Below are 24,488 nucleotides of genomic sequence, written 5' to 3'. Positions count from 1 at the left end.
TCTATGATTTAGGAAGGATTAAGGCAAGTACGATATAAAGAAATATTCCCGAAGCGAAATATATCCCAAGCAGCACAAAAATGATCCTCACAATACTCACATCCATGCCGAAATATTTTGCAATACCTGAGCATACACCCCAGATCACGGCATGTTCAGAATCCCTTGTCAGATGTCTATCTTCATCACCTTCGACCGATATTTCCGTATCATCACCTGATTTTGCCGGAATAATCAACGCGGCAACAATATACATGAGAAAACCTGCTCCACCAAATATTATAAATAGCACCCAGATAGTGCGTATAATCGATACATCTACATCCAGATACTCTGATAAGCCGCTGCAAACACCTGCGATCTTACCATTTTTCGGATCTCTATATAATACCCTATTAGTTCTCATTTGACTCTCGCTTTCTTGCTGATAAATATATAATATTTCGTAACTCATCGACATTTTTTGCATTTTTCCATCTTGTGTAGAAATTTTTCTCTTTCACGATCTGAGCTATTGACATAAGCGCACGAAGATGGAAATTGCGTTCATCCATCGAACCGATCAGCACGAACACGGTATGGACAGGTGGTTCATTTTCGTCAAATTTTATTCCTTCTTTACATCGAACGATGAGGATATCAAATTTCTTCTCACCCTGAACGATAATATGTGGAATTGCAAGACCTGGCTCGAGTGTTGTTGATGACTGCTGCTCCCTTTCCAAAAAAAGATCATATAGTTCATGATATGGAATATCGAGTCGAGGAGCGAGTTCTTTTGATACGATAGTGAAAAATTCATTTTTACCGATTTGACAATCAAGATCGAGAATTACAGCTGACCGAACGAGTTTATCGAACCTGTCTTCAACGATATTATCCCGCCGGATAAGGATCTCCTTCAATTCATCAATTAATGTTGAACTCGAGATCTTCTTATTGGTTACCCTTTCTACGATATGAATCAGCGCTGATTTTCTTTCTACTCGTACACGAACGTAAAGAAAATACCAGGCAATACACAAGAGAACAAATATTCCTGTAATGATGAGGGGTATTATTCCCATTTCGAAGATGAGAAAAGCATATATGATGATCGCAACAATCTGCAGCCATGGATAAAGCGGCGCCTTAAATGATGGTTGATAGGTATCAATCCTGCTCTCTCTCATAACGATCAAAGCGACATTGGTATAGAGGAAGAGGATGATCATCATGGTAGATGCCGCTTTCACGAGGTTTTCCAGGTTAAGAAATGTTATCATAACGATCATGAACAGTGCAGTAAACATGATCGACATATAGGGCGTTTGTCCACTTTTGCTCATTTTACTGAAAATATTTGGAACAAGTCTGTCCCTGCTCATTGCCATCGGGAATCGTGATGCTGACAGGATACCAGCATTTGCTGTCGAGAAAAAGGCGAAAAGAGCAGCAACAGCAAGTAAGATCATGCCGAACTTTCCAAAGATAACATCTCCACCTTTTGAAATTGGTGTTAGAGAATTCGCAAGAGTTTCAGGTCGGACTATTCCTACTGTTACGAACACAACTGCTACATAAAAAAACATCACGACAATAAAAGCAATGAACATACCAAGAGGGAGATTTTTCTTGGGTTTTTGGATCTCCTCAGCAATACTTGCAACCTTTGTTAAACCGCCAAAGGAAACAAAAACAAGGCCGACAACAGGAATGACTGCACCAAAACCTTTTGGTGAAAAGGGTATAAAATTGTGTAAATTTACCTTTGTGACTCCGAGTAAGCAGTATAAAAACAGAATAGCAAGTAATGAGATAACAAGGAATATCTGAAACCTGCTCGTATTTTTCACACTTCTGATGTTGATAAGAGCAAACAACAAGCAGAAAGCAATAGCAATTACTTTGATATGAATTTCCGATAATCCTGGAAAAAGTAAATTGGCAAATGCACCGATCCCGATAAGTGCAAAGGCACTTTTTAAAGCCAGGCTTAACCAGCTTGCAAATCCCCCAAGAGTACCGGCAACGGGACCCATACTACGTTCAATAAAGAAATAACTGCCTCCGGCTTTGGGCATTGCAGTGCTGAGTTCGATTTGAGCAAGCATTCCTGGGATCACTATTAAACCTGCTAAAATATATGCGACAACAACTGCAGGACCTGCTTTTGCAAAGGCAAGACCGGGTAACACGAACAACCCGGAACTTATCATTGCGCCACTCGCTATGCTAAACACATCGATTAGATTTAATTTTTTTTGGAGTATCTGTTTTTCCGCCATAATTATTTCAAAACTCAATGAAAAAAAATGTCAATCTTCTTTCAAAACAAAAGCCAGGCATGAAACCTGGCTTTAAATTTATATGTTTAACTGTTTTATTAGGGTGAATAGATATTATTGGCATCAATGTTTGCAGGAACAGAGCTATCATACCAATCTGTGTGTGTGTTACCACCGTTTTCTGCCCAATCCACAAAGAACAAATATGCCCAATTAATTGGAGATAGTTCAATAGGATAATCCCATTCATCTGCTACATTAATCGCCCATGGTAAATTATTTGATGTTTTAAAGTATTTGGGATCGGGAGCAGTAGGATCTGAGTCATCGTCACAGGTTCCCCAATGGGGTGTGCCAGCCATCTTGATCGTGGGCTCATAATCGGGAAGATGAATCTCTTTTTGTCTGTCATCATTAACGTATATGAATGGATTGTAAGGAGCAGTTCTTGTCAGACTAGCTACAGCGATCGGTGTGTCTAAAGTATATGTGAACTCGAACTCTGCAGGTGTGATGTATGTTTCGCTCTCAACCGTATTGATCCATGTTGAAGGATCTCCAGGTGCTTCCTGCATCAGGTTGAATGCATCCTGGAAGAGAATGACCACTGCATTGTTCGTACCAGTATCAACATATTGATGGGCATCTCCGTGATCATCAAAGGCACTGAAATTTGAGATTGCAAAGGGGAACTGTACACCAAAGCCATTGTGATAGCCTGCTCCAATAGCTTCAAGCTTAAATGAACCGTGAATATCAACAAGTTCATTACTCGCATTGGTCACCTGCATATAACTCCAAAGTATTACAATATCATTGAAATCATAATCGCCTTTACTGGGCCATTTATCCTCAAAAGCAAGGGTATAATAGGTATTTTCTGACGGGGTATAGTTATTAAATGCTCTATCGGGATCGTCGGGATAATCATCTTCATCGTCCGGAACACCATCTCCATCGGTATCTGTCCCATAAGCACAATCTTCGGAGTACGATGCTGTTGGATCTTTATAAGGCCAATTAGCTGTTGACCAGTCTGCATCATCTACCTGGATACATGTTAAATTTGGATTATTTGATGCATCAAATTCAGTAAAATTTGTATTATTCCCATTTTTAACGTTCAGCATTGTGAGTTGATTGAAATGACAACCTAGAATAGTTAAAGCTGTATTAGCAGATACATCCAAGTTTGTGAGTTGATTGTCCCAGCATTTTAATTCTTCTAATGCCGTATTAGCGGATACATCCAGACTTGTGAGTTGATTATAAGTACAACATAAGATTGTTAATGCCGTATTAGCGGATACATCCAGACTTGTGAGTTGATTTACATAACAATAAAGATCATTTAAAACTGTATTAGCCGATACATCCAATGTCGTGAGTTGATTCCCCCAGCAATATAAACCGGTTAAAGCAACAAAGTCTTCAATACCTGTTAAATCACTAATACTTCTAGAAGTGACATCAAGACTCGTAACCGTATTAATATTAGCCGTTAATACATAATCATCCAATACATCATCATAGCCCCAATCAATTAAGGCTTGTTCAAAGTTATCATCGGGTACATACGTTGTGTTTTTACCACCATCTTCGGAGTGCGATGCTGGTGCATCTATATTTGGCAAAGTTTTTGTTGGGCATACATCATCGGGGATCAAGCCAGATTGTGGATTCGTTATGTGCGCAGTTTCCTGTAATTTTCTCCTTTCATATTCTTCATTCACCTCAAGATCAGAAATACTCCCTCCGCGTTTGGTATCTGCAGATTCAGAAATTTTCTCATCGGAACTCTTCCCGGATGACATACATAGACAGGGTGTGTCGGGAAGAAGATATGTATCATCTCCAAATTCAAACTGCAGCTCCCCGTTAATGATCGGCACCTCCTGTGTGCCAAACGGACTGACCACGGTTAATTGTTCACAGTCACAGGGTACTGCAACGATCGTGTTGAACGCACCATCAGACAGTGTCATGCCCTTTGCAATAAATCGTCCATCATCTTCGGGATCGTTATCATATATCTTGAATATGATCCCTTCAATAGGTTCATTCGAGTTATCTGTGACACTAAGATCGACATACACAGACTGGATTGTTCTGTAATTGAAATCTTCGGGAACTTGAATTTGATTTATATCAATGGGATCATCATTTCCTATGTTTGTTGTCTGTTCACAAGCAGTAAAAACAAATAAAAAAACAAACGTTAAAAATATACAAATCTTCTTCATTCGTCCTCCAAATGAATTGTTGAATGTATTTTTGTATATTCTTCCATGTTGGTCAAGTTTTTTATTATTTATTTCTCACATTAAAAAAAGCCAGGCATGAAACCTGGCTTGGAATTTATATGCTTATCTGTTTTATTAGGGTGAATAGATATAATTTGCATCGATGTTTGCAGGAACAGAGCTGTCATACCAATCATTATGCAAGGCACCCCCGCTTTCTGCCCAATCGGCAAAGAATAAGTATGCCCATGTGATCTGAATCTTCTCGATTGGATATTCCCATTCATCAGCTACATTGATAACCCAAGGTAAATTGTTCGAAGTTTTGAAATACCGATCTGTTCCAGGGTTGGAGTCATCATCGTATGTTCCCCAATGAGTGGTTGCTGCCATCTTTGATGTGGGCTCATAATCAGGAAGATGAATTTCCAGAAGACGGTCATTATTAACATAAATGAAGGGATTATAAGGTGGTGTTCGTGTCAGACTTGCTACAGCAATTGGTGTTCCCAGTGTATAGGTGAATTCGAATTCCGCAGGGGTTATGTATGATTCGCTCTCAACCGTATTGATCCATGTTGAAGGATCTCCGGGTGCTTCCTGCATAAGGTTGAAGGCATCCTGGAAAAGAATAACTACTGCATTAGTGGTGCCGTTATCGAAATACTGGTGGTCATCTCCATGGTTATTGAACGCATAATAGTTGCCCCTCAAAAAAGGAAACTGCACACCAAAACCATCGTGATAGCCTGCTCCAATAGCTTCAAGTTTGAACGAACCATGTATATCAACCAGTTCATTACTTGCATTCGTAACCTGTGTAAAATTCCAGTGTATGACAATATCATTAAAATCATAATCATTCTTTCGGGGCCATTTATCTTCAAAAGCTAATGTATAGTACGTATCCTGTGCAGGGAAATAACTATCATATGCACGTTCGTCGTCCATGGGGTAATCGTCGTTCATATCAGTCACTCCATCACTGTCACTATCCCAGCCATTGATGAACTGTGCCCAAGTGCAACCATTTATCGGTGCGTCATAATCATTTGATGTTTCATCATATAGCATAGTTGCACCAGTTCCTTCATCCATTCTCCAGTATGCTACAAGTCCTGAAGTTGATGGATCAATGAGCTTATTATATGTTGAATTAACCTGTGCTCCTGAACGTGCAGTTGACCATACACGGACTTCATCCATGTAACCACCAAAAGGACTAGCTGTTGTTGATAATGATGCATTATTCCCCGAAAGATTGGAAGAAGTAGTTGCCGGAATAGTTCCCGTAAATGCTAATGTAATGGGTGTTGAATTCCCATTAATGTACAATTTTAGTCTGTCTGCATTCGTGCCACCAGCTCCGTCAAAAACAACTGCCCAATGAAACCAAGTGTTGCTGGAAATTGCTGCATCATACCCTGCCCAGGTGGCATAGGAGTCTGACCCGTTACCCAGGTCGATATAGAATGTTCCACCACCTGTGTATATACTGATGTCATTATTCGCATCAGAATATTTCGAAAATATAATTTCGCTGTCAGTGTTACTGGCTTGACATGCCCGTCCTTCAACAGTGAATGTCGAAACATTGTTTAATTCTGAAACATCACCAAGATCAACATAGTCATTAACCCCGTCAAAGCTTAGGCAATAATTAGTTAATTTTGTAGTGGGATTGTAACCCTTTGGATCAAGAAATGGGGCTTCAAGTTTTGTATAATCACCATATTCAAAGTATAGTTCGCCATTGACAATTGGGATCATACGAATATCTATTGGGCTGACAACAGCTACTTCTGTACAACCTTCAGGAACAATAATTTGAGTTTGATATTTTCCACCACCAAGTGTTATACCTTTTGCAACTAATCTACCACCAGCATCAGGATGAGCATCATAGATCTCAAAATTGATACCTTTAACAGGTTCATCAATAGGAGATGTAACATGTAGATCTACAGTGACATCTATACAGGTCTCATACGCAAAATCTTCAGGTACTTGAATTGTATTTATGTTTATAGGATCATCTTGTGTTATTGTTTCTGTTACATTTTCACATGCTGTAAAAAATAAAAATGTTGTAAGGATAACCAATAATATATTTTTTTTCATGGCAAACTCCGAAAGTTGATGATAAAAAAAAATGTCGTACAAAAAAAAGTCAACTTTTTTAGGAATTTATAAAATAAAGTTTTATTATCTCAATAATTATTGACAATCTCAACCCAAAACAATGGGTTACCCAAAAGGATTTACATGATAAAAAAATCAGTCTTTGGAAAAGAGATATATGAGTATACAGGAGTTATACATATTCATACTGAGCACTCCTTTGATGGACACGGCACACTACAAGAAATAGTTGAAATAGCTCAGCAGGAACATATTGATTTTCTCATAATTACCGATCATAGAAATATAGATGTGAAAAAAGAACTATCTTTGTTACTTCCACATAATGTTATACCAATTATCGGTTATGAGATGAATGATGCAAACAAAAATAACCACTACCTAATCTTCGATATTGATGAAGTTTACCCCCTGACAATGACAGTTGAGGAATATGTTTCAAAAACAAGAGAACAAGGTGGAATAGGTTTTATAGCACATCCTTTTGAGAAAAGAAAATCGCGGCGAACACTGAGAACCTATGTTTGGACTGATTGGTCAGTCATGGAATTTGATGGTATGGAAATCTGGAATTATATCTCCGAATGGACTGATAAGTTACGCATTCCCTTGAACGTAATCCCTAAAATACTATTTCCCGATACTTCGATAAGCAGACCCAACAAACAAACAGTCAGAAAATGGGATGAATTGAACAATAACGGTCGAAGAATTCCAGCCATCGGGAGTGTTGATTCTCATCAGAACAAGTATTCTTTTGGTCCGTTTTCGATATCCTTCCTTCCTCATAAGAAATTATTCAAGACAATCCGCACGAATATCCAGACAAGAGAACCCATTTCTGACAAAAAACCCGAGCAAGCAATTCTCTCGAAGCTCAAGGCAGGGAATTCATATGTTGTGAATTACACACATGCTGATCCTTATATGTTCTATTGCGGAATTGAATCTAAGATCACAGAGAATTTCGCATTGCCCGGTGAAGAAATTTCAATATCTGAAAGAGAATTATATCTCTATATATATCTACAGCAGGATTGCCATGTAAAAATTATTCATAACGGAAAAGTAGTACACACAGAATATCGAAATAAGATATCATATCCAATTAAAGAAAAGGGATTGTATCGAATAGAAGTCTTCATTGGACTGAAAGGATGGCTCTTCTCTAATCCGATGTATGTGGTGTAATAACCTGCTCCTTAGTCTACACCCGATAAATCGAGATACGACCCGACAAGCAAATCCATCTCCTAAAATATGAGAAGGGAAATCGAGATTTAAAACTATAACAAATCCTTCCTGGATAGGACGGATTGAGGAAGGTAGACAACATTCATCCAAAAACTCAATTCATATTTGTTTTGACAGAAATATGCTTTTTACGATTTAGTGTCTTTCGTCAATTTCGTGAATAATATTTAAGAAGGAGTATTATGAAAGAGATTTTTGTTCAGGATCTCAACTCCATGGAAGGTAGTGAGATCATTGATTTTTTTGCCGTAAGCGAAAAATCGATAAGAAAAAGCAGAAATGGTAAATTTTTTATACGCGTGCTTTGCCTTGATAAAACGGGACAAGTTACAGGTTTTATTTGGGATAATGTTCCTCAATTCCAGGATTGTTTCAATGTTGGAGACATTGTAAAACTTAAAGCGCTTGTCACAACTTTTGAAGGTAATCTACAACTATCTATTAGAAACATCAGAAAAGCTGAAGATAACGAATTTGATATAGCAGATTTCTCTCCAACAACAACGAAGGATACAAACAAATTATTAGATAGACTGTTTGGTTTTATCGATTCTGTAAAAAATGAATACCTCTCAAAGTTGCTCCATCTGTTCTTTGATGATAAAGAATTTCTCGAGAAATATTCAAAAGCACCAGCAGCGAAAAACTGGCATCATAACTTAGTTGGTGGGCTTTTGCATCACTCCACGACTGTCACGACAATATGTGATGCTGTAAGTCCGCTCTATGAAGAAATCGATAGAGACCTTCTCATCACCTGTGCAATCTTGCATGATATTGGAAAAATAAAGGAATACACGTTAGCTCCCTTCATCGATTTTACTGATGAAGGACGTCTGATCGGGCATGTTGTTATGGGAAATAAGATGGTGGTTGATAAATGCGAAGAAATTAATAATTTTCCTGGAGACCTCCTGATGAAGGTCGAGCACTTGCTTCTCAGTCATCATGGTGAACGGGAGTATGGTGCGGCTGTTCCTCCCAAAACAAAGGAAGCGCTTATTCTTCATTATGCAGACAATCTCGATGCACAAGTTGCTGGGGCATCAGACCTGATCGATAAAGCTTCAGAAGAGAATTCAACGTGGACTGATTATCACCATCTTACTAATCGGGAGTATTTCACAGAGTAACATTTTCTCGGAATGCCGATTTTCTTGACTGCATTTTAGTAGATTGGACATTTTACGAGTTCAAAATATATTCTAATCAAGGATTTCTCATGAATATTAAAATTTCATTTCCGGATGGTTCTGTACAGGAATTTCCAAATGGGATCACTCCATTGAAGATAGCTGAAGGCATCAGCAAGGGGCTGGCAAAAGAAGCTCTTTGCGCACAATTCAATGACAAAGCTGTCGATATGACACGTCCCCTTGAAGAAGACGGTTCCATTCTGTTCTATAAATTTCCAGACGCCAAAGGCAAAGATGTTTTCTGGCACAGCAGTTCACACATCATGGCACAGGCAGTCAAACGCCTTTTTCCTGATGTGAAAGTCGCAATAGGACCCTCAATCGAGCATGGTTTCTATTATGACTTTGATAAAGAAACTCCCTTCACTGAAGAAGATCTTATTAAGATCGAAGAAGAAATGCAGCGTGCTGTCGATGAGAATTTCTTCTTTGAAAGAAAAGTACTCGATCGTGATGAAGCTCTTGAATTATTCGAAAGTCTCGGCGAAACATATAAGATCGAACTTATCAATGACATGCCAGAAGATGAAGTCATATCAATCTATGTACTCGGAGATTTCGTCGATCTATGCCGTGGACCTCATCTTCAATCCACCGACAAAGTCAAATTCTTCAAACTGCTGAAATTCTCCGGCGCTTACTGGCGCGGTGATGAGCATAATAAGATGCTCCAGCGTATTTACGGCATCTCATTCCAAACCAAAAAAGAACTTGAAGATCATCTTCAAAAATTGGATGAAGCAGAAAAAAGAGATCACAGAAAAATCGGTAAAGAACTCGATCTGTTCGGTTTTTATGAAGATGTTGGAGCCGGTCTTGTACATTGGCATCCAAACGGCGGGATCATGCGCGATGTTATCGAGGATTTCTGGAAAAAGGAACATTACAAAGCCGGATATCAGATTGTATATACTCCGCATATTGGAAAGTCTGTTCTTTGGGAAACCAGCGGACATCTTGATTTCTACCAGGACAGCATGTATGCACCAATGAAAATTGACGAGATCGATTATTACATCAAGCCGATGAACTGTCCTTTCCACATCATGATATATAAATCAAAATTGCGCAGTTATAGAGAACTCCCCTACAAGTCGGCAGAACTTGGAACTGTATATCGTTACGAACGCTCCGGTGCTCTGCATGGTTTGATGAGAGTCCGTGGCTTTACTCAGGACGACGCACACATTATGTGCACTCCCGACCAACTGGTTGATGAAGTAGTAAAGCTGCTGGATTTCTCGCTCTTCTTCCTCAAAGCATTCGGATTTGACAGATATGACATCTACCTTTCAACACAGCCAGCTAAATTTGTTGGTGAAAATGAGATGTGGATTCGAGCCACCGATTCACTGAAAAAAGCTCTTGAAATTTCAGGCTTGGACTATACTGTCGACCCAGGAGAAGGTGTTTTTTACGGACCGAAAATTGATATCAAAATAAAAGATGCGCTTGATAGAGCATGGCAGTGCACCACCATTCAATTTGATTTCAATCTCCCAGAACGCTTCGATATGACCTACATCGGCGAAGATAACGAAGCACATCGTCCTTATATGATACACCGCGCTCTTCTCGGCTCACTTGAACGATTCTTTGGTGTGCTTATCGAACATTATATGGGCAACTTCCCGGTTTGGCTTGCTCCAGTTCAGGTTCAGGTTCTTCCGATAAGCGAGAACCAGCTTGATTATACAAAGGAGATAATGCAATCGCTCAGAGATGCTGATATTAGAGCTAATATCAGTATGCAGAACGAAAAGATCGGTTATAAGATCAGAGAAGCTGAAAAACAGAAAATCCCATATATGGTGATCGTTGGCAACAAGGAGATCGAGCAGGGAACTGTCTCTATTCGAAGACACCAGAAAGGTGACATCGGATCATTTACTCTTCAAGATTTCATTGAATACATTAAACAAGAAATCAAAAATAAAAAATAAGGGAGAACTTCTCCCTTTTTTCTTTTGAAATATGAAAGTGCATGTTTCGGAATTAATAGCAATTCCAAGATCAAAAGGAAGAGACGCCATCGGTTGGAAAGAACCGGTCCCATTTCAAGGTTCAGATATCTGGAACACCTATGAATTCTCATTCCTGCGACCAGACGGTAAACCAACTGCAGGAATTCTCACTATCGAATATGATGCAGATTCTCAAAATATTGTTGAAAGCAAGTCACTCAAGTTATACTTGAATTCCTATTCCATGAAACGCTTCACTTCTTTAGAAGAAGTGCTGCATATTATAGAAACAGACCTGGGAAAAACTCTTGGTACAAAAAACTTACAGCTTTCATATGAATCAAATGCTTCTTTCACTAATAATTTTACAGACAGCTCTCAATTCCTCTGTTTGGATGATATAGATATCGATGATATCTCAGAATACACACCAAATCCAGAATTGCTGAAAACTGCTCATGCGAAAAGTTTGGATTATTATTTCTCATCTCACCTTCTCAGATCAAACTGTCCCATAACAAACCAGCCCGATTGGGGTTCGGTGTATTTGTATTATCGTGCAGATGATAAAACACTGCAACCAGGATCATTCGTACAATATATCATTTCATATAGACTTCACAATGAATACCATGAAGAGTGCTGCGAGAGAATACTGTATGATTTGGTGCACATTCTTGAACCGGACAAGCTTGCACTGATCTGCAAATACACCCGACGCGGCGGTATTGATATTAATCCCCTACGAATCTATCCAAGAGAAACATGCCTTGCTGAGATCCCCGAGGAATTTACACAACTCATATACACCCGTGACTTTCATCAATAGAAAATATTGACATCAAATTCATTCTCAATATCGTTACATCAAAGGAAAATACTAATTGTATAAAAAAGTTATGAAGATTATCAGCTTGCTTATCGTTTGTGCGGTGTTATTTGCTGGATGCAATAGTGCAATTCCAACTTTTGATGGAGAGAAAGCATTCAAATACCTCGAAGAACAATGCACGTTCGGTCCACGGAATCCCGGCTCAGAAGGTCATGAGCTCTGCAAAAATTATATTATCAAGTTCATGGAAGATCATGGTGCTGAGGTTCGCACACAGGATTTCACTGCATCAGTTCGAGGTGACGAATTCAAATTCACAAATATTATAGCATCCTATTATCCTGAAAGACCTCAGCGAATTTTCATCGGGGCACATTGGGATACCCGTCCCTGGGCTGATAGAGATGCAGATAGCACAAAGCATAATACACCCATCCTCGGCGCTAATGATGCTGCGTCTGGAGTTGCGGTACTTTTGGAGTTAGCAACGATCCTGCAAATAAATGAACCTCCGGTTTATGGATATGATCTTATCTTTTTCGATGGAGAGGATGCAGGTTCATATGGAAAAACAAAAAACTGGTGTCTTGGTTCGCAGTATTTTGTTGAACATTATCATGGAAAAGAACCCGAATTTGTTATCGTGATCGACATGATCGGTGATAACGAACTGGAAATAAAAAAAGAGCCATTCTCTCTGATGTCATCTCCCGAGCTGGTTGATAGAGTATGGAAAATAGCAAAGAAAAATAATCTGAAGGGATTTTCATCAAAAGTCACAACCTATATTTACGATGATCATTATCCCTTTCTTGAAGCCAGCTATGATGCGATCGACATCATTGATCTGGATTATCCATACTGGCACACGACAGAAGACACACCCGACAAATGTAGTCCAAAAAGCTTACAAAGCGTAGGCACAATGCTTATGCATCTGATCTATGAATAAATATTTTACTCCCGACGAACGAAATATTATCATCTTCATTGTCGCCTTTCTGGTCGTGGGGCTTGTGGTCATGAATGTGCGAAATATCTCATCCATTCTGGAGGCTGACTCAACACTTAATATTCAGGATAGCATCAAAAAAGTGGTTGATAAATCTCACGAACCAATGATGATCAATATAAATGATGCCGACATAGAAACCCTTGCCGAACTGCCGGGAATAGGACCTGTAAAAGCGCAGGCAATATATGATTATAAAACCGAACAGGGAACTCTCTCCACTCTTTGTGAATTGACAAATATCAAAGGCATCGGCAAAAAAACACTGGCAAAATTACTCCCCTACCTCGAAATGATCGGTGATTCAGCAGAAGTTTATGCATACGTTGCTGAGGATACTCAAACGTCTTTTTCTGAAGAATCCTTAATGGATGGTCAAAAGTTAAATATAAACATTGCTACTGTTGAGCAGCTCCAGACCTTAAAAGGGATCGGTAAAACAAAAGCACAAGCAATTATTGACTATAGAAATGAACATGGCTCTTTTCAAACCATAGAAGATATCATGAATGTCAAAGGGATCGGGCAAGGTACCTTTGATACGATCAAAAACGACATTGAGGTGTAATATGGAATTTCAGGATGTCGCAGCTTCACCGGCTCTTGCGAAAATGTATGAAGAACAGGGCAACTACGCAATGGCACTCATTATGTATAAGAAGTTGAACGAGAAAAAGCACGATGAATTCTATGATAAAAAGATAAGCTATCTCGAAGAGATCATCAGCTCCAAAAGTAAAAAAGATCGTGCTGCAATCGGGTCGTTCGTTATGAGTGACAATGAAAAGGATGTCTTCAATATTCCGAAGGAAGAAGAAAAAGAAGTTGAAGAGCCAGAGCCCAAACCGGAAAAAAAACCAAAGAAAACAGAGCAGAAAGAAGAACTCGACGACATCCTAAAAGGGAGTACCTCTGATATATCATACCTGATCCTTGATAAATATGCAGACATGACTGTTGAGCAATTTCTTGCACAGCTTGCAATACTTATCGGAAAAAACAGAAAACTCGATGACGTCAACTTAATGGATATTCTTCAGGCAATAGAAAGGTTGTAATGACACATAGTGCAGCTCATCATGAAAAAGGTATTGTTTACATCGACCCGGAAAAGATAAAATTAGTGATCTTCGACAAGGATGGCACACTCTCGGACCTGAACATGTGGATCGAGATCATCAAACAGAGAGCTCGATTATTGGGCAAACATTTTGACCTCACGCAAGAAAAAGTGAATGAGATCATTCGTTCGATGGGTGCAGATCCGTTTTCCACTAATATTCTCGATGTTGCGATCTTAACTGATTCCAGACCGATAACTGAAAAAAAAGTTATTATGAAATTAGTGGATTTCGGTTTTGATCGACCGACTGCATATCAAGCTACTCATAAGATTTTTGGAGAAGTGGACAGTATTGTCGATCTTCGTGAAATTGCGATGCCACTGGGAGATATACACGGACTTTTTAAATCTCTCAAAGATAATAAGATAAAGATTGCTGTTGCTACATCCGACCTTGCGGTTCGCTGTGAAAAGATCATGGAAGCATTTAATGCGCTGGAATACATCGATGCGATTTCCGGTGCAGACAGCACAAAAAATGATAAGCCAGCTCCAGATATGGTGCATTATGTATGTGAACTCCTTAATGAAACTCCGGAACATACTGCTGTTATCGGTGACAGCACATTGGACATGGATATGGCAAAAAATGCTGGTTGTACACTTACAATTGCTGTACTTACAGGCAAGGATGGAGCTGAACTGCTCGAACCAGCTTCGGATTTTGTGGTAAATTCTATTGATGATATAAAGGTTATGTGATGCGCAATATCGATTTGAACTCAGAAAAAGATAAAATTATTACATTTATCAAAACCTATTTCAAAAACGCAGGTTTTTCAAAAGGCATTATTGGACTTTCTGGCGGAGTAGATTCTTCTTTAGTAGCTTATCTTGCGGTTGAAGCACTTGGCAGAGAAAATATGATCGGCGTACTCATGCCTTACAAAACCAGCAGGAATGACAGTTTCGATGATGGCAAATTAGTTGCAGAAAATCTCGGAATGAAATATTATGTTCGTGAGATCACGCCAATGGTCGATGCCTATTTCGAGACCTATGAGCCGGAAGCAGACAGATTGCGAAAAGGGAACATGAAAGCACGAATGCGCATGTCCACACTCTATGACCTTGCTGCAAAGGAACATGCTCTTGTTCTTGGTACAGGCAATAAAACGGAACTACTATTTGGTTATGTTACACAATATGGTGACGGTGCCTGTGCACTCGAACCACTCGGCTGCTTGTATAAATCAGAAGTATGGAAACTTGCAGAAATGATGGGTGTTCCCAAAAACATCATACAAAAATCCCCTACTGCCGATCTGTGGGAAGGTCAAACCGATGAAGAAGAACTCGGACTTTCATATAAAGATGCAGATGAAATATTATATGCTTTATATGAGAAAAAACTCTCCCTAAATCAATTACTATCACAAGGATTTACAGAAGAACAAATACAACATGTTAAATCAATCGTAAAGAGAAATCGCTTTAAACAATCAATACCTCCTAATCCGGAAACTTATCAAACCGTATAAGAAAGACATCATATGAAGACCTATTTTGGAATACTCCAGCCCAAACGCTGCCAATTATGTAAAAAGCATAAAGCAACGAGAACATGTCCCAAAACCCATAAAAAGATCTGCTTTCATTGCTGCAATGAGATTCGCATAAAGATGGACTGTCCTTCGGATTGTAAATATGCGCTTAAAAGCACCCATGAAAAAAAGAATCTCCAGTTGAACAATTATTCGGAATCTATCACCGAGCAGCAGGAGCTTCTTGATCTGCATCTTAATGAGTGGTTAAAGACTGAAAATCCATCCTTCGATAATAAAACCCCTCGGGCATATGCTGAAACAGAGCAGGGAAAAAAGAAGATCGATAAATTTTTAAAGAATCACGAGCAAGCACTCAAAGGTCACCTAACATACAATTTTGTTAGGCAAGAACTTGGCATCCCGCAAATCAAGAAAACAATTGAAACTCACGAGGATATAGCTCAGAAATTCCTGGAATATGTCATCAATTATGATCACGAGAAATCCCTTCGACTTCTTGTTCATCACGACATCTATAAAGGTGATGTTTTGGTCCAAAATTATCTAAAGCGAAATCTCGGATTGAAAGCATTCAAGGCGATCAAAGAATACGATCTTGTTCGTTCCGCTCTGAGCAAGGAGCAGGATCAGGCAATCGTCGAATTTGAGATCAATGGCAAATATCCCCTATCTCTCGTTCTTCAAAGAATAAACGGTAATTGGTTCATAAAAGAAAAGGTGTTTGGTGAATCTGGTATGGTTTTGTCCGAAAGTGAGTTTATACAGCGCATTGCGTATAACTATGCTCAGCAGCACTTTGACAAAGCGTATAATGATCTTAAAAAATACCTGGAAGTCTTCCCCGATTCGGCTGATCTTCACTACTATTTTGGTATCTATTATTCGACAAAAGGCAAGATCGAGAAAGCGAAAGAACATTTCTTTCATGCAATGGAATTAGATCCGGAATTCATCGAAGCGAAATACAATTATGCGTTCCTTTTCCAGGCAGAGGGTAATATCGAGAAATGCCGCGAACTGTATGAAGAAATTCTCGAAAAAAAAGAAGAGAAAAAGACCTTGAATAATCTTGCAGTTATTTATGAACAAGACGGACAACTCGACCAGGCAATCGTCCTTTTGAAAAAAGCACTTGAACTCGACCCTAATTTTGAACTTGCTCAAAAAAATTTAGAAAGAATCAATGAGAAAAAAAAAACTGCTCAAAACACTTCCGAAAGTAGCGCAACACTTCCTTCAGAATAAACCGATAAATTCCGTTACGGAAATAAAAATTACCCGTCTGTGCAATCAACGCTGCCGGCAATGCAACATCCACGAAGATCTAACTGGTAATCCTTATATGAGTTTGTCAGAATACATGCTTGTACTCCGAAGATTAAAAAAATACGGCAGTCTCGTTGGCATGATCAGTGGCGGTGAACCGCTCTTGCATCCAGATATTATTGAAATACTAAAGCACGCTCAAAAAACATTTCCTCTTTCCGTTTCTCTTGTGACAGGATTGTACTTCGATTATGAGAAAATTTCTGATGTCATTGATTTTTGTTTGAAGAACGGTATAAATATCCAGACATCGTTAGATGGGCTTGAAGAAACCGGTTCCTATCTCAGGGGGGTGGAAAATCATCCTGCAATAATCTTGTCGAACATGAAAAAAATAACTGAACGCAAAAAGGAATTCAACTCCTCTTCCTTTACGTATGTGAACTGCGTTCTCAGTGCAAAGAATCTCCATCAAGTTCCGGAAATAATTGAAGCAAGTAAGGATGCAGGATGGGAAGTAACGGTTGGTGTTTATCATTCTCTGCTCGATACGACAAAAGAAGATGATGAGATGAAGATCACAGATGCCGAAGCCTTGCACAATACAATTGATTTTCTTACAGATAATCCTTCGATCCTTAACCTTAATTCATTTATTGAAGGCATTCCGCGCATTCTTGATAATGATTTCCCGGATTTCTGTCCATTTGTCGACGGTAAGAGAACTGCAACACGTCTAACAATTATGCATAATGGAGAGGTTCATCTCTGTAAAGGTGATGCGGTTGGAAATCTGCTTGACCAAGACCTTGAAAATATCATGGAAAACGACCAATATCGTAGAACCCTTGAAGAATATTCGACCTGCGATGGATGCTGGAGCAGCTGTTACACCCAGAAATATTTACTCTTCCATCCCCAGAATTTCTCACAAGTCTTGGCGCATGGGAGAAAACTGTTTAATCTTAAAGGAGCTGCAAAGGAAAGATAAATGAAATCCTATCTTGATATTGCTATAGAAGCTGCTCGAAAAGGCAGTGAAATTATCAAAGAGAATTTTCATAAAAAGAAGGAAATCGACTATAAAGGGCGAATCAATTTGGTGACAAATGTCGATAAAGAAGCTGAAGCAGTAGTAATAGAAACAATCTCAAAATATTATCCCAAACACAATATCCTTACTGAAGAAACTAAGCATAAACAGGATAATAACCAATCCTATCGTTGGGTGATCGATCCATTGGATGGTACGACAAATTATGTTCACGGATTTCCTTTTGTGTGCGTTTCAATAGCACTCCAAAAAGATGATGAAAGTATCCTCGGTGTTGTATATAATCCCATCCTCGATGAATTGTTTTATGCTGAAAAAGGCAAAGGCAGTTTCAGAAACGATCAAACCATTTCAGTCTCTTACAATGCAGATTTTTCAAAATCCCTTCTTGCAACAGGTTTTCCATATGACATGTATAATGAAGAAAGAAATAATATCAGATATTTTTCAAAAATGATAAAACAATGTCGTGGTATAAGACGTCCAGGCGCTGCAGCACTTGATATGTGTTATGTTGCATGTGGTATATTTGATGGCTATTGGGAACTCGAGCTTTTTCCGTGGGATACTGCAGCGGGATTGATCATTGTTGAAGAAGCTGGCGGGAAAGTTACGACATTTGATGGGTTACAATTTTCAATATTTGATAAAGAGATTGTCGCTTCGAATGGAAAAGTTCACAAAGAAATGTTGAAGGGAATATCATTGTCATCTTAGTTTTTGTTCATATACTTTTTGAGTTATTTGAAAAACTTGACCGAAATTACACTTCATTTGTACAAGAGTATCTCTTTTCGGGGTGTGGCGCAGCCCGGCTAGCGCGCTTGAATGGGGTTCAAGAGGTCCCGAGTTCGAATCTCGGCACCCCGACCATTATGTGGTGGATGTAGTTCAATGGCAGAGCCCTGGATTGTGGTTCCAGTTGTTGTGGGTTCGAATCCCATCATCCACCCCATTTTTTTACAGCCAATTCTATTTAATCATAACCATCTTTCCAAAAGACTGATTATCATCGTATTGTAATTTGTAGAAATATATTCCATTTTCCAGATCATTCCTATAATCATCCTTGCCATCCCAGAAAATTGAAAATTCATTCTGAACAAATTCATTTTGAAGGAGTGTTCGAACTTTCTGTCCCTTTTGATTAAAAATGGTCAAAGTGCAAGATGAACCATCCTTCTGATAAAAATGAATTGTCGTTCCATGGGAATAAGGATTAGGAAAACATGAAAGAAATTCGAAATTCTGTAAATCATTATTGCTAACTCCAACCCCCTGATAGGTGAATTGGATCGAAATTATTGCTGACTCCCCCTCATCGTATATAGCTTTTACCCCTGCGATATATTGCTGCCCATTAACAAGATCCTCATACAGGTAAAATAAATCACCTGTTGAAGCAACATAGCTGCCGTCGAGATAGACATCATAATGAAGAAGAACAATCCCTGAATAATCCGGTTCATTCCAGGAAAAAAGCCCTGTAATAGGATCAACCGTCAGCCCTGTTGGTGCAGGCAGGAATGGAGATGGAGGTGGATTTTGCGGAATGCTTATAAGATAGGGATAGGTCACATTTTCTTCCAATATCCATGTATCGACAAAGTTCCAATTTGTAAAAGAATCTTTCTGGATCATCTGGTTTGTTGTTAGCCCGACTCCTCCAGCACTCGAGGACTGGGAGGAAGTCTCGATATTCCAAAATCCATATTGCACGATACCCCGGTTATTATATCCTATCAAGCCACCGGTTGGAGAATTTCCAGATACATTTCCGACTGAGTAAGAATACTCCACGATTGCATCTTCACCCTGTTCGCCGACCAGCCCACCAATACCTTTCTGATAGGCAACAGAGTTGGTGCCATGCACTGAACCGGTTGCATAGGAATTTGATATCAGGTTTAGATTCTCACCCGCAAGACCACCGACACTTCCGTCACCGTCAACATCACCTGTCGCATAACAATACTGAATGATCGGATCATCCATTCCGGGCAGCCCACCGTTCGAACCAACCAGACCGCCTGTACAATTTGTGGTGCTGGTCACATTGCCGGTCGCATAAGAATAACTTATCGTTCCATCGTAATTTCTTCCCACGAGACCTCCAGTATAGAGATAGCCATCGACATCACCGGCAGCATGACAATGATCGATCGTACTTTCATTCCATCCGACCAGACCTCCAAAACTGTTGTTGCCGTACCCCAAAACCTGGCATGACGAAAAACTATATGTTATACTTCCAGCGTAGTGACGCCCCACTAATCCGCCAGCATTATTCCCCGTGGTTGCAGTGATCGTTCCAGAGGAAGAGCAGTTATCGATTGTGCCTTCATTACGTCCTGTCAAACCACCTACTCTTGATTCAGCAGTTATACTGCCACTTATTGAGCAGCTTGAAATTGCACCTTTTTGAAATCCAGCAACGCCCCCGACCATACTATAACCGGTAACATCTACTCCTGTTAAAATGAGACCTGTTATTTGAGCACTTGAACCAACATAACCAAATAATCCAATATACCAATTATCAGGTCGATTGCTGAATAGGTTTTCAACTCTGTAGTTGCAGCCGTTGAAATTTCCCGTAAACTGGTTTGATGCATTCCCTATCGGTTCCCAGCCCGGATCGACATTATAAGGGGAGATATCTAGATCGATATCATTTATCAGGATGAAATGTTTATCTGCATGTGTTGTCCCGAGATAATTTCTTACTTCATTTAAATGTGAAGCAGTTGCGATCTGCCAAGGATCAGACGCTGAGCCGTCTCCTCCTGCAAAGGAATAGAGCTGAGCAACTAATAGGCAGGAAATCACTACTAATAAATATGTTTTAATGAGCATAGGGCACCTTCATAAATTTTATAATTTTTTTAAATATTCATATTCATAACGTCAAGGATTATGAAAAGTATTCATATGGAATTCATTGATGAGATCATTTCAGCAAGCAGCTCTATAGATTTACCTATGATAAAATGTACTTACTACCCGTTCTTCCTGCTCAAAGACAAACTTGTGATTTTTGGGACATATTGATCAAATCTCATAAGGTAACCTCTGTTAAGGTAATGACCGTTACCTTAATAAATTTTGTCAATAAAACCTTACTCAAGTTTTGTATTTGAAATTAAAACCGTAATAAAAATAGGGCTGAATTTCTCCAGCCCTGTGAGTACTTTTAAATATATTTTTTAGATTTCTTTAACTACACTGATAACATAATCCTTTTGTTCCTTTGTAAGTTCGGGATATATGGGAATTGAGATAACTTCATCCGCTGCTTTTTCAGATTCAGGGAGATCGCCTTCTTTGTAACCGAGAAATGCAAAACATTCCTGCAGATGCAATGGAACTGGATAGTAGATCGCGTTGCCAACATTTGCTTCATCGAGTTTGTTCTGCAGCTCATCTCTCTTGAGAGTTCGGATCGTGTACTGGTTATAGATCATTTTATTGTAGGATTCCACATACGGTGTAATAATTACATCTTTCAGATGTTCATTATAATAGTTCGCATTTTTCTGGCGTCCTTTATGCCACTCTTCGAGGTAAGGGAACTTTTCAAGAAGCACTGTTGCCTGAATTGTATCTATCCGGAAATTACCGCCGATGATCTTATGGTAATATTTTGGTTTGCTGCCGTGCTGACGAAGTATTCTGATCTTTTCAGCAAGTTCATCATCGTTTGTCGTAACGAGTCCACCATCGCCGCAGCAACCAAGGTTCTTGCTCGGGAAGAATGAGAAGCAGCCAACATCACCCAGTGATCCTGCCCGTTTTCCTTTGTACTCAGAACCGATTGCCTGAGCAGCATCTTCTATCACGAATAGATTATGCTTCTTTGCGATCTCATTGATTCTGTCCATCTCGGCACATTGGCCGAACAGATGAACGGGCATAATCGCTTTGGTCTTTTCCGTGACCTTTGCTTCGATCAGGTCGGGATCGATGTTGTAGGTCTTGGGATCGATATCAACGAATACCGGTTTTGCACCGGTACGGAATACAGAACCTGCAGTGGCAAAAAAGGTAAAGGGTGTGGTGATCACTTCATCACCTTCACCGATATCAAAAGCCATGAGCGAGATAAGCAGCGCATCGGTTCCTGAAGTAACACCGATCGCGTGTTTGCAATGGCAATACTCAGCCAGTTTTTCTTCGAGCTCTTTTATCTGAGGACCGTTGATGAACCGCTTGGATTCAAACACGTCCTTCATAGCATTCAATACATCTTCCTTCATAGGTTCATATTGTGCATTAAGATCAAGCATTGGGACTTTCATTCATTTCTCCTTTTATGTAACCACGAAATACACGAAAATCGCGAAACAAAGAAATATAAATTTTAAAATAAAAAAAGCTTCTGTTTCCATTAGTGACTTTCATGGTTCAAGTATTATTTATCAAGATTATTTTTCAGTAATTGCTTTTCATCAACATCCCGAATCACTTTTGCAGGATGTCCAAGTACAACTTTTTCTTTGGGAACATTTTTTGAGACAACTGAACCAGCAGCGACCATACCATCTTCCTCAATGATCTTACCCGGTAGGATGGTTGCGTTCACACCTATTCGTGCACCGGTCTTAAGTGTCACACCTTTGAAGTGGTTATAACGCTCTTTGTCACGAGCCATATAATTATCATTGCTTGTTGCCACACAGGGTGCGACAAAGCAGTAATCACCAACCTCAGAATAAGCTGTAATATACACATTGGTCTCGAACTTACATCTGCTCCCGATGTTCACGAAGTTCTCAATGGTCACGTTCCTGCCGATGATATTTATGTCTCCAACTTTTACATTTTCACGAATGGTCGAGAAATCTGCGATGAGATTTTTATCTCCTATCACACATCCCACATATATGACCACATTTACTCCGATGAGACAATCATCACCAATCTGCGCAGGGTCAAAGGTCTTCTTTTTGAAAATACTTCTCGGTGAAAAGAGGGGCTCTTTACCAACGATCGTTCCGTCATCTATGCGTACGCCACTACCGATCTTCGATCCTTCATGAATGATGATGTTATGACCGATAAGGCAGTTATCTCCTATGATCACATTATCTTCTATGATAACGTTTAAGCCTATCTTTGTATCTTTTCCTATTGTTGCTTTTTCAGAAATATAATTGTTCATACTACTCCTTATGCAAGTTCTTGCGGTTCACCATAGTTCTCGAGAGAAGTCTGGGCTGCGACGAGAACTTTGAGCACATCAAGGCCATTCTGTCCATCCGTAAGAGGTTTTTTCTTATTAATAATGCAGTCGATAAAATGACCATCCTCTCGTTTGAGGGGTTCAGTAAGGGTAATTTTAGGGATTGAGATATCTCCGTCATGAATGGAAAGGGACTCAGCAAAGGAATCATAGGAAACATCAGATGCATCCACACCTTTATCATATATTCTTATTTTCTCTCTCACTTCCATATCATCAAAGGTAACCATCTTTTCGCTTCCCACAATGGTGAATTTCCTGATCTTATGCGGATCAAGCCAGCTGACCTGACCTGTTGCGATCGTTCCGTTCTCAAAATATATAGTGAAGAATACCACATCGTGAATATTGTTCTTTTTCTGGAGGAAACTCTGTCCTGTTGCAGATACTCGTACAGGCTTGGAATCGATCAGATACAACATGATCGAAATATCGTGTGGAGCAAAACTCCACAGTGCATTCTCATTTGATCTCACCTTGCCCAGGTTTACACGCTGTGAGTAAAGGTACAGCATATCACCGATAGCTTTTTCATCGACGAGTTTCTTGAGATAAACCACTGCACCATGATAGAGCAGCAGATGTCCGACCATCAAAACCAGATCTTTTTCTTGTGCTAAGTTCACCAGCTCCTGTGCTTCATCGATGTCCAACGTGATCGGTTTTTCCACGAGACAGTGTTTACCGTGCAGGAGCGCATTCTTGGCGATCTCGTAATGGGTTTCTGCGCTGGATGGAATGACGACAGCATCGATCTCATCACTGTGTGTGAAATCAGTATACTTTGTTGTTGTTCTTACTTCCGGGAATTGTGTTTTTACTCTCTTAAGATTCTTCTCGCTGAAATCACTTACGCCCACCAGCTCGCATGTCGGGAGGTTGTAAAATGTCCTCACATGGTTAAAACCCCATGACCCGGATCCTATCACCGCTACCCTTGGTTTATCCTGCATAAATGTTTCCTTTCTGGTTTCTCTAACTTTTTATACAAGCAGAGTAATATTTTATAGCACTCGATTGCTGTTTATTGAATCATTGCGTCAATAAATTTAGTGGAATCAATTTCATAAAGTCAATATTAGATTTGCTAGATCATCAACAAATACAAGTAAAATCAGAATCTAAAATGTGGCGAGAATTATGAATTTTTATATTCTCGGGAGTGGGGAGAAAATTCCGGAAATTCTTGACATGAATTCAGTTGAGCAATTTCAAATTGCATAAAAAATTTTGTTAATCATTCATTAAATAAATTTTATTTGTTAGAATGGAGTTCATAATAGATTTATCTGTAATTGTAGGGGCTTACGTGGCTCAAATTGTAAACCAAAAATTCGCTTCCGCATGTTCTAATTTATTCCCTTTTAATATTGTTAATTATTTAT

At 39.3% G+C, this 24,488-nt stretch carries 20 protein-coding genes and 2 tRNA genes; 14 read left to right on the top strand and 8 right to left on the bottom strand.

The features are described from left to right. Position 1 precedes the first annotated feature (1 nt). From JW794_03985 to JW794_03970, 4 genes are all read right to left on the bottom strand, one after another. The gene (locus JW794_03985; protein ID MBN2017275.1) at positions 2-406 is read right to left on the bottom strand and encodes a PspC domain-containing protein; all 405 of its coding nucleotides are present in this window, start codon (positions 404-406) and stop codon (positions 2-4) included. Beyond that, positions 396-2,270, bottom strand: a complete 1,875-nt coding sequence (locus JW794_03980) for an amino acid permease (protein MBN2017274.1) — start codon at positions 2,268-2,270, stop codon at positions 396-398. The genes JW794_03985 and JW794_03980 overlap by 11 nt, the downstream gene beginning before the upstream one ends. A gap of 95 nt (positions 2,271-2,365) precedes the next feature. Then, positions 2,366-4,510, bottom strand: coding sequence for an LruC domain-containing protein (locus JW794_03975; protein ID MBN2017273.1), 2,145 nt, complete (start codon positions 4,508-4,510; stop codon positions 2,366-2,368). A 135-nt stretch (positions 4,511-4,645) separates the two neighbouring features. Continuing rightward, the gene (locus JW794_03970) at positions 4,646-6,631 is read right to left on the bottom strand and encodes an LruC domain-containing protein (protein ID MBN2017272.1); all 1,986 of its coding nucleotides are present in this window, start codon (positions 6,629-6,631) and stop codon (positions 4,646-4,648) included. Between the two features lie 144 nt (positions 6,632-6,775). On the opposite strand from JW794_03970, the gene JW794_03965 reads away from it, so the two are divergent. The 14 genes from JW794_03965 to JW794_03900 all read left to right on the top strand — a co-directional run bounded on the left by JW794_03965 (position 6,776) and on the right by JW794_03900 (position 18,816). After that, positions 6,776-7,843: a CehA/McbA family metallohydrolase gene (locus tag JW794_03965; protein ID MBN2017271.1), complete on the top strand. Its 1,068-nt coding sequence runs from the start codon at positions 6,776-6,778 to the stop codon at positions 7,841-7,843. Between the two features lie 245 nt (positions 7,844-8,088). Then, on the top strand, positions 8,089-9,039 hold the full coding sequence (locus JW794_03960) for an HD domain-containing protein (protein MBN2017270.1): 951 nt from the start codon (positions 8,089-8,091) through the stop codon (positions 9,037-9,039). Between the two features lie 89 nt (positions 9,040-9,128). Then, on the top strand, positions 9,129-11,045 hold the full coding sequence (gene thrS, locus JW794_03955) for a threonine--tRNA ligase (protein MBN2017269.1): 1,917 nt from the start codon (positions 9,129-9,131) through the stop codon (positions 11,043-11,045). A 31-nt stretch (positions 11,046-11,076) separates the two neighbouring features. Next, positions 11,077-11,895, top strand: coding sequence for a 7-cyano-7-deazaguanine reductase (locus JW794_03950; GenBank protein ID MBN2017268.1), 819 nt, complete (start codon positions 11,077-11,079; stop codon positions 11,893-11,895). Between the two features lie 70 nt (positions 11,896-11,965). Further along, the gene (locus JW794_03945) at positions 11,966-12,850 is read left to right on the top strand and encodes a M28 family peptidase (protein MBN2017267.1); all 885 of its coding nucleotides are present in this window, start codon (positions 11,966-11,968) and stop codon (positions 12,848-12,850) included. Further along, positions 12,843-13,478: a ComEA family DNA-binding protein gene (locus JW794_03940; protein MBN2017266.1), complete on the top strand. Its 636-nt coding sequence runs from the start codon at positions 12,843-12,845 to the stop codon at positions 13,476-13,478. The genes JW794_03945 and JW794_03940 overlap by 8 nt, the downstream gene beginning before the upstream one ends. A 1-nt stretch (position 13,479) precedes the next feature. Beyond that, on the top strand, positions 13,480-13,968 hold the full coding sequence (locus JW794_03935; GenBank protein MBN2017265.1) for a hypothetical protein: 489 nt from the start codon (positions 13,480-13,482) through the stop codon (positions 13,966-13,968). Continuing rightward, positions 13,968-14,735, top strand: a complete 768-nt coding sequence (locus JW794_03930; GenBank protein MBN2017264.1) for an HAD family hydrolase — start codon at positions 13,968-13,970, stop codon at positions 14,733-14,735. Before JW794_03935 ends, JW794_03930 begins: the two co-directional genes overlap by 1 nt. Further along, complete coding sequence (locus tag JW794_03925) at positions 14,735-15,514, top strand: NAD+ synthase (GenBank protein ID MBN2017263.1); 780 nt, start codon at positions 14,735-14,737, stop codon at positions 15,512-15,514. Before JW794_03930 ends, JW794_03925 begins: the two co-directional genes overlap by 1 nt. 12 nt (positions 15,515-15,526) lie before the next feature. Further along, complete coding sequence (locus tag JW794_03920) at positions 15,527-16,786, top strand: tetratricopeptide repeat protein (protein ID MBN2017262.1); 1,260 nt, start codon at positions 15,527-15,529, stop codon at positions 16,784-16,786. Then, on the top strand, positions 16,725-17,798 hold the full coding sequence (locus JW794_03915; GenBank protein ID MBN2017261.1) for a radical SAM protein: 1,074 nt from the start codon (positions 16,725-16,727) through the stop codon (positions 17,796-17,798). Before JW794_03920 ends, JW794_03915 begins: the two co-directional genes overlap by 62 nt. Then, entirely contained in the window at positions 17,799-18,578 is a 780-nt protein-coding gene (locus JW794_03910) for an inositol monophosphatase (GenBank protein MBN2017260.1), read from the top strand. A 78-nt stretch (positions 18,579-18,656) separates the two neighbouring features. Then, positions 18,657-18,734: transfer RNA gene (locus JW794_03905), tRNA-Pro, on the top strand. A 7-nt stretch (positions 18,735-18,741) separates the two neighbouring features. Beyond that, positions 18,742-18,816, top strand: a tRNA-His gene (locus JW794_03900). 17 nt (positions 18,817-18,833) lie between these two features. Here the strand turns inward: JW794_03900 and JW794_03895 are convergent. From JW794_03895 to JW794_03880, 4 genes are all read right to left on the bottom strand, one after another. After that, positions 18,834-20,717: a T9SS type A sorting domain-containing protein gene (locus JW794_03895; protein ID MBN2017259.1), complete on the bottom strand. Its 1,884-nt coding sequence runs from the start codon at positions 20,715-20,717 to the stop codon at positions 18,834-18,836. Positions 20,718-21,067: 350 nt separating this feature from the next. After that, complete coding sequence (locus JW794_03890; GenBank protein ID MBN2017258.1) at positions 21,068-22,159, bottom strand: DegT/DnrJ/EryC1/StrS family aminotransferase; 1,092 nt, start codon at positions 22,157-22,159, stop codon at positions 21,068-21,070. A gap of 113 nt (positions 22,160-22,272) precedes the next feature. Beyond that, positions 22,273-23,022 (bottom strand): N-acetyltransferase, encoded by a 750-nt coding sequence (locus JW794_03885; GenBank protein ID MBN2017257.1) that lies wholly within the window; start codon positions 23,020-23,022, stop codon positions 22,273-22,275. Between the two features lie 8 nt (positions 23,023-23,030). Then, the gene (locus tag JW794_03880; protein MBN2017256.1) at positions 23,031-24,056 is read right to left on the bottom strand and encodes a Gfo/Idh/MocA family oxidoreductase; all 1,026 of its coding nucleotides are present in this window, start codon (positions 24,054-24,056) and stop codon (positions 23,031-23,033) included. Between the last annotated feature and the right edge of the window lie 432 nt (positions 24,057-24,488).

The sequence above is a fragment of the Candidatus Cloacimonadota bacterium genome (genome assembly GCA_016932035.1).
Classification (GTDB): Bacteria; Cloacimonadota; Cloacimonadia; order JGIOTU-2; family JGIOTU-2; genus Celaenobacter.
Note: the sequence above shows the minus strand (reverse complement) of the source record. Positions and strands in the feature narration are given on the sequence as shown.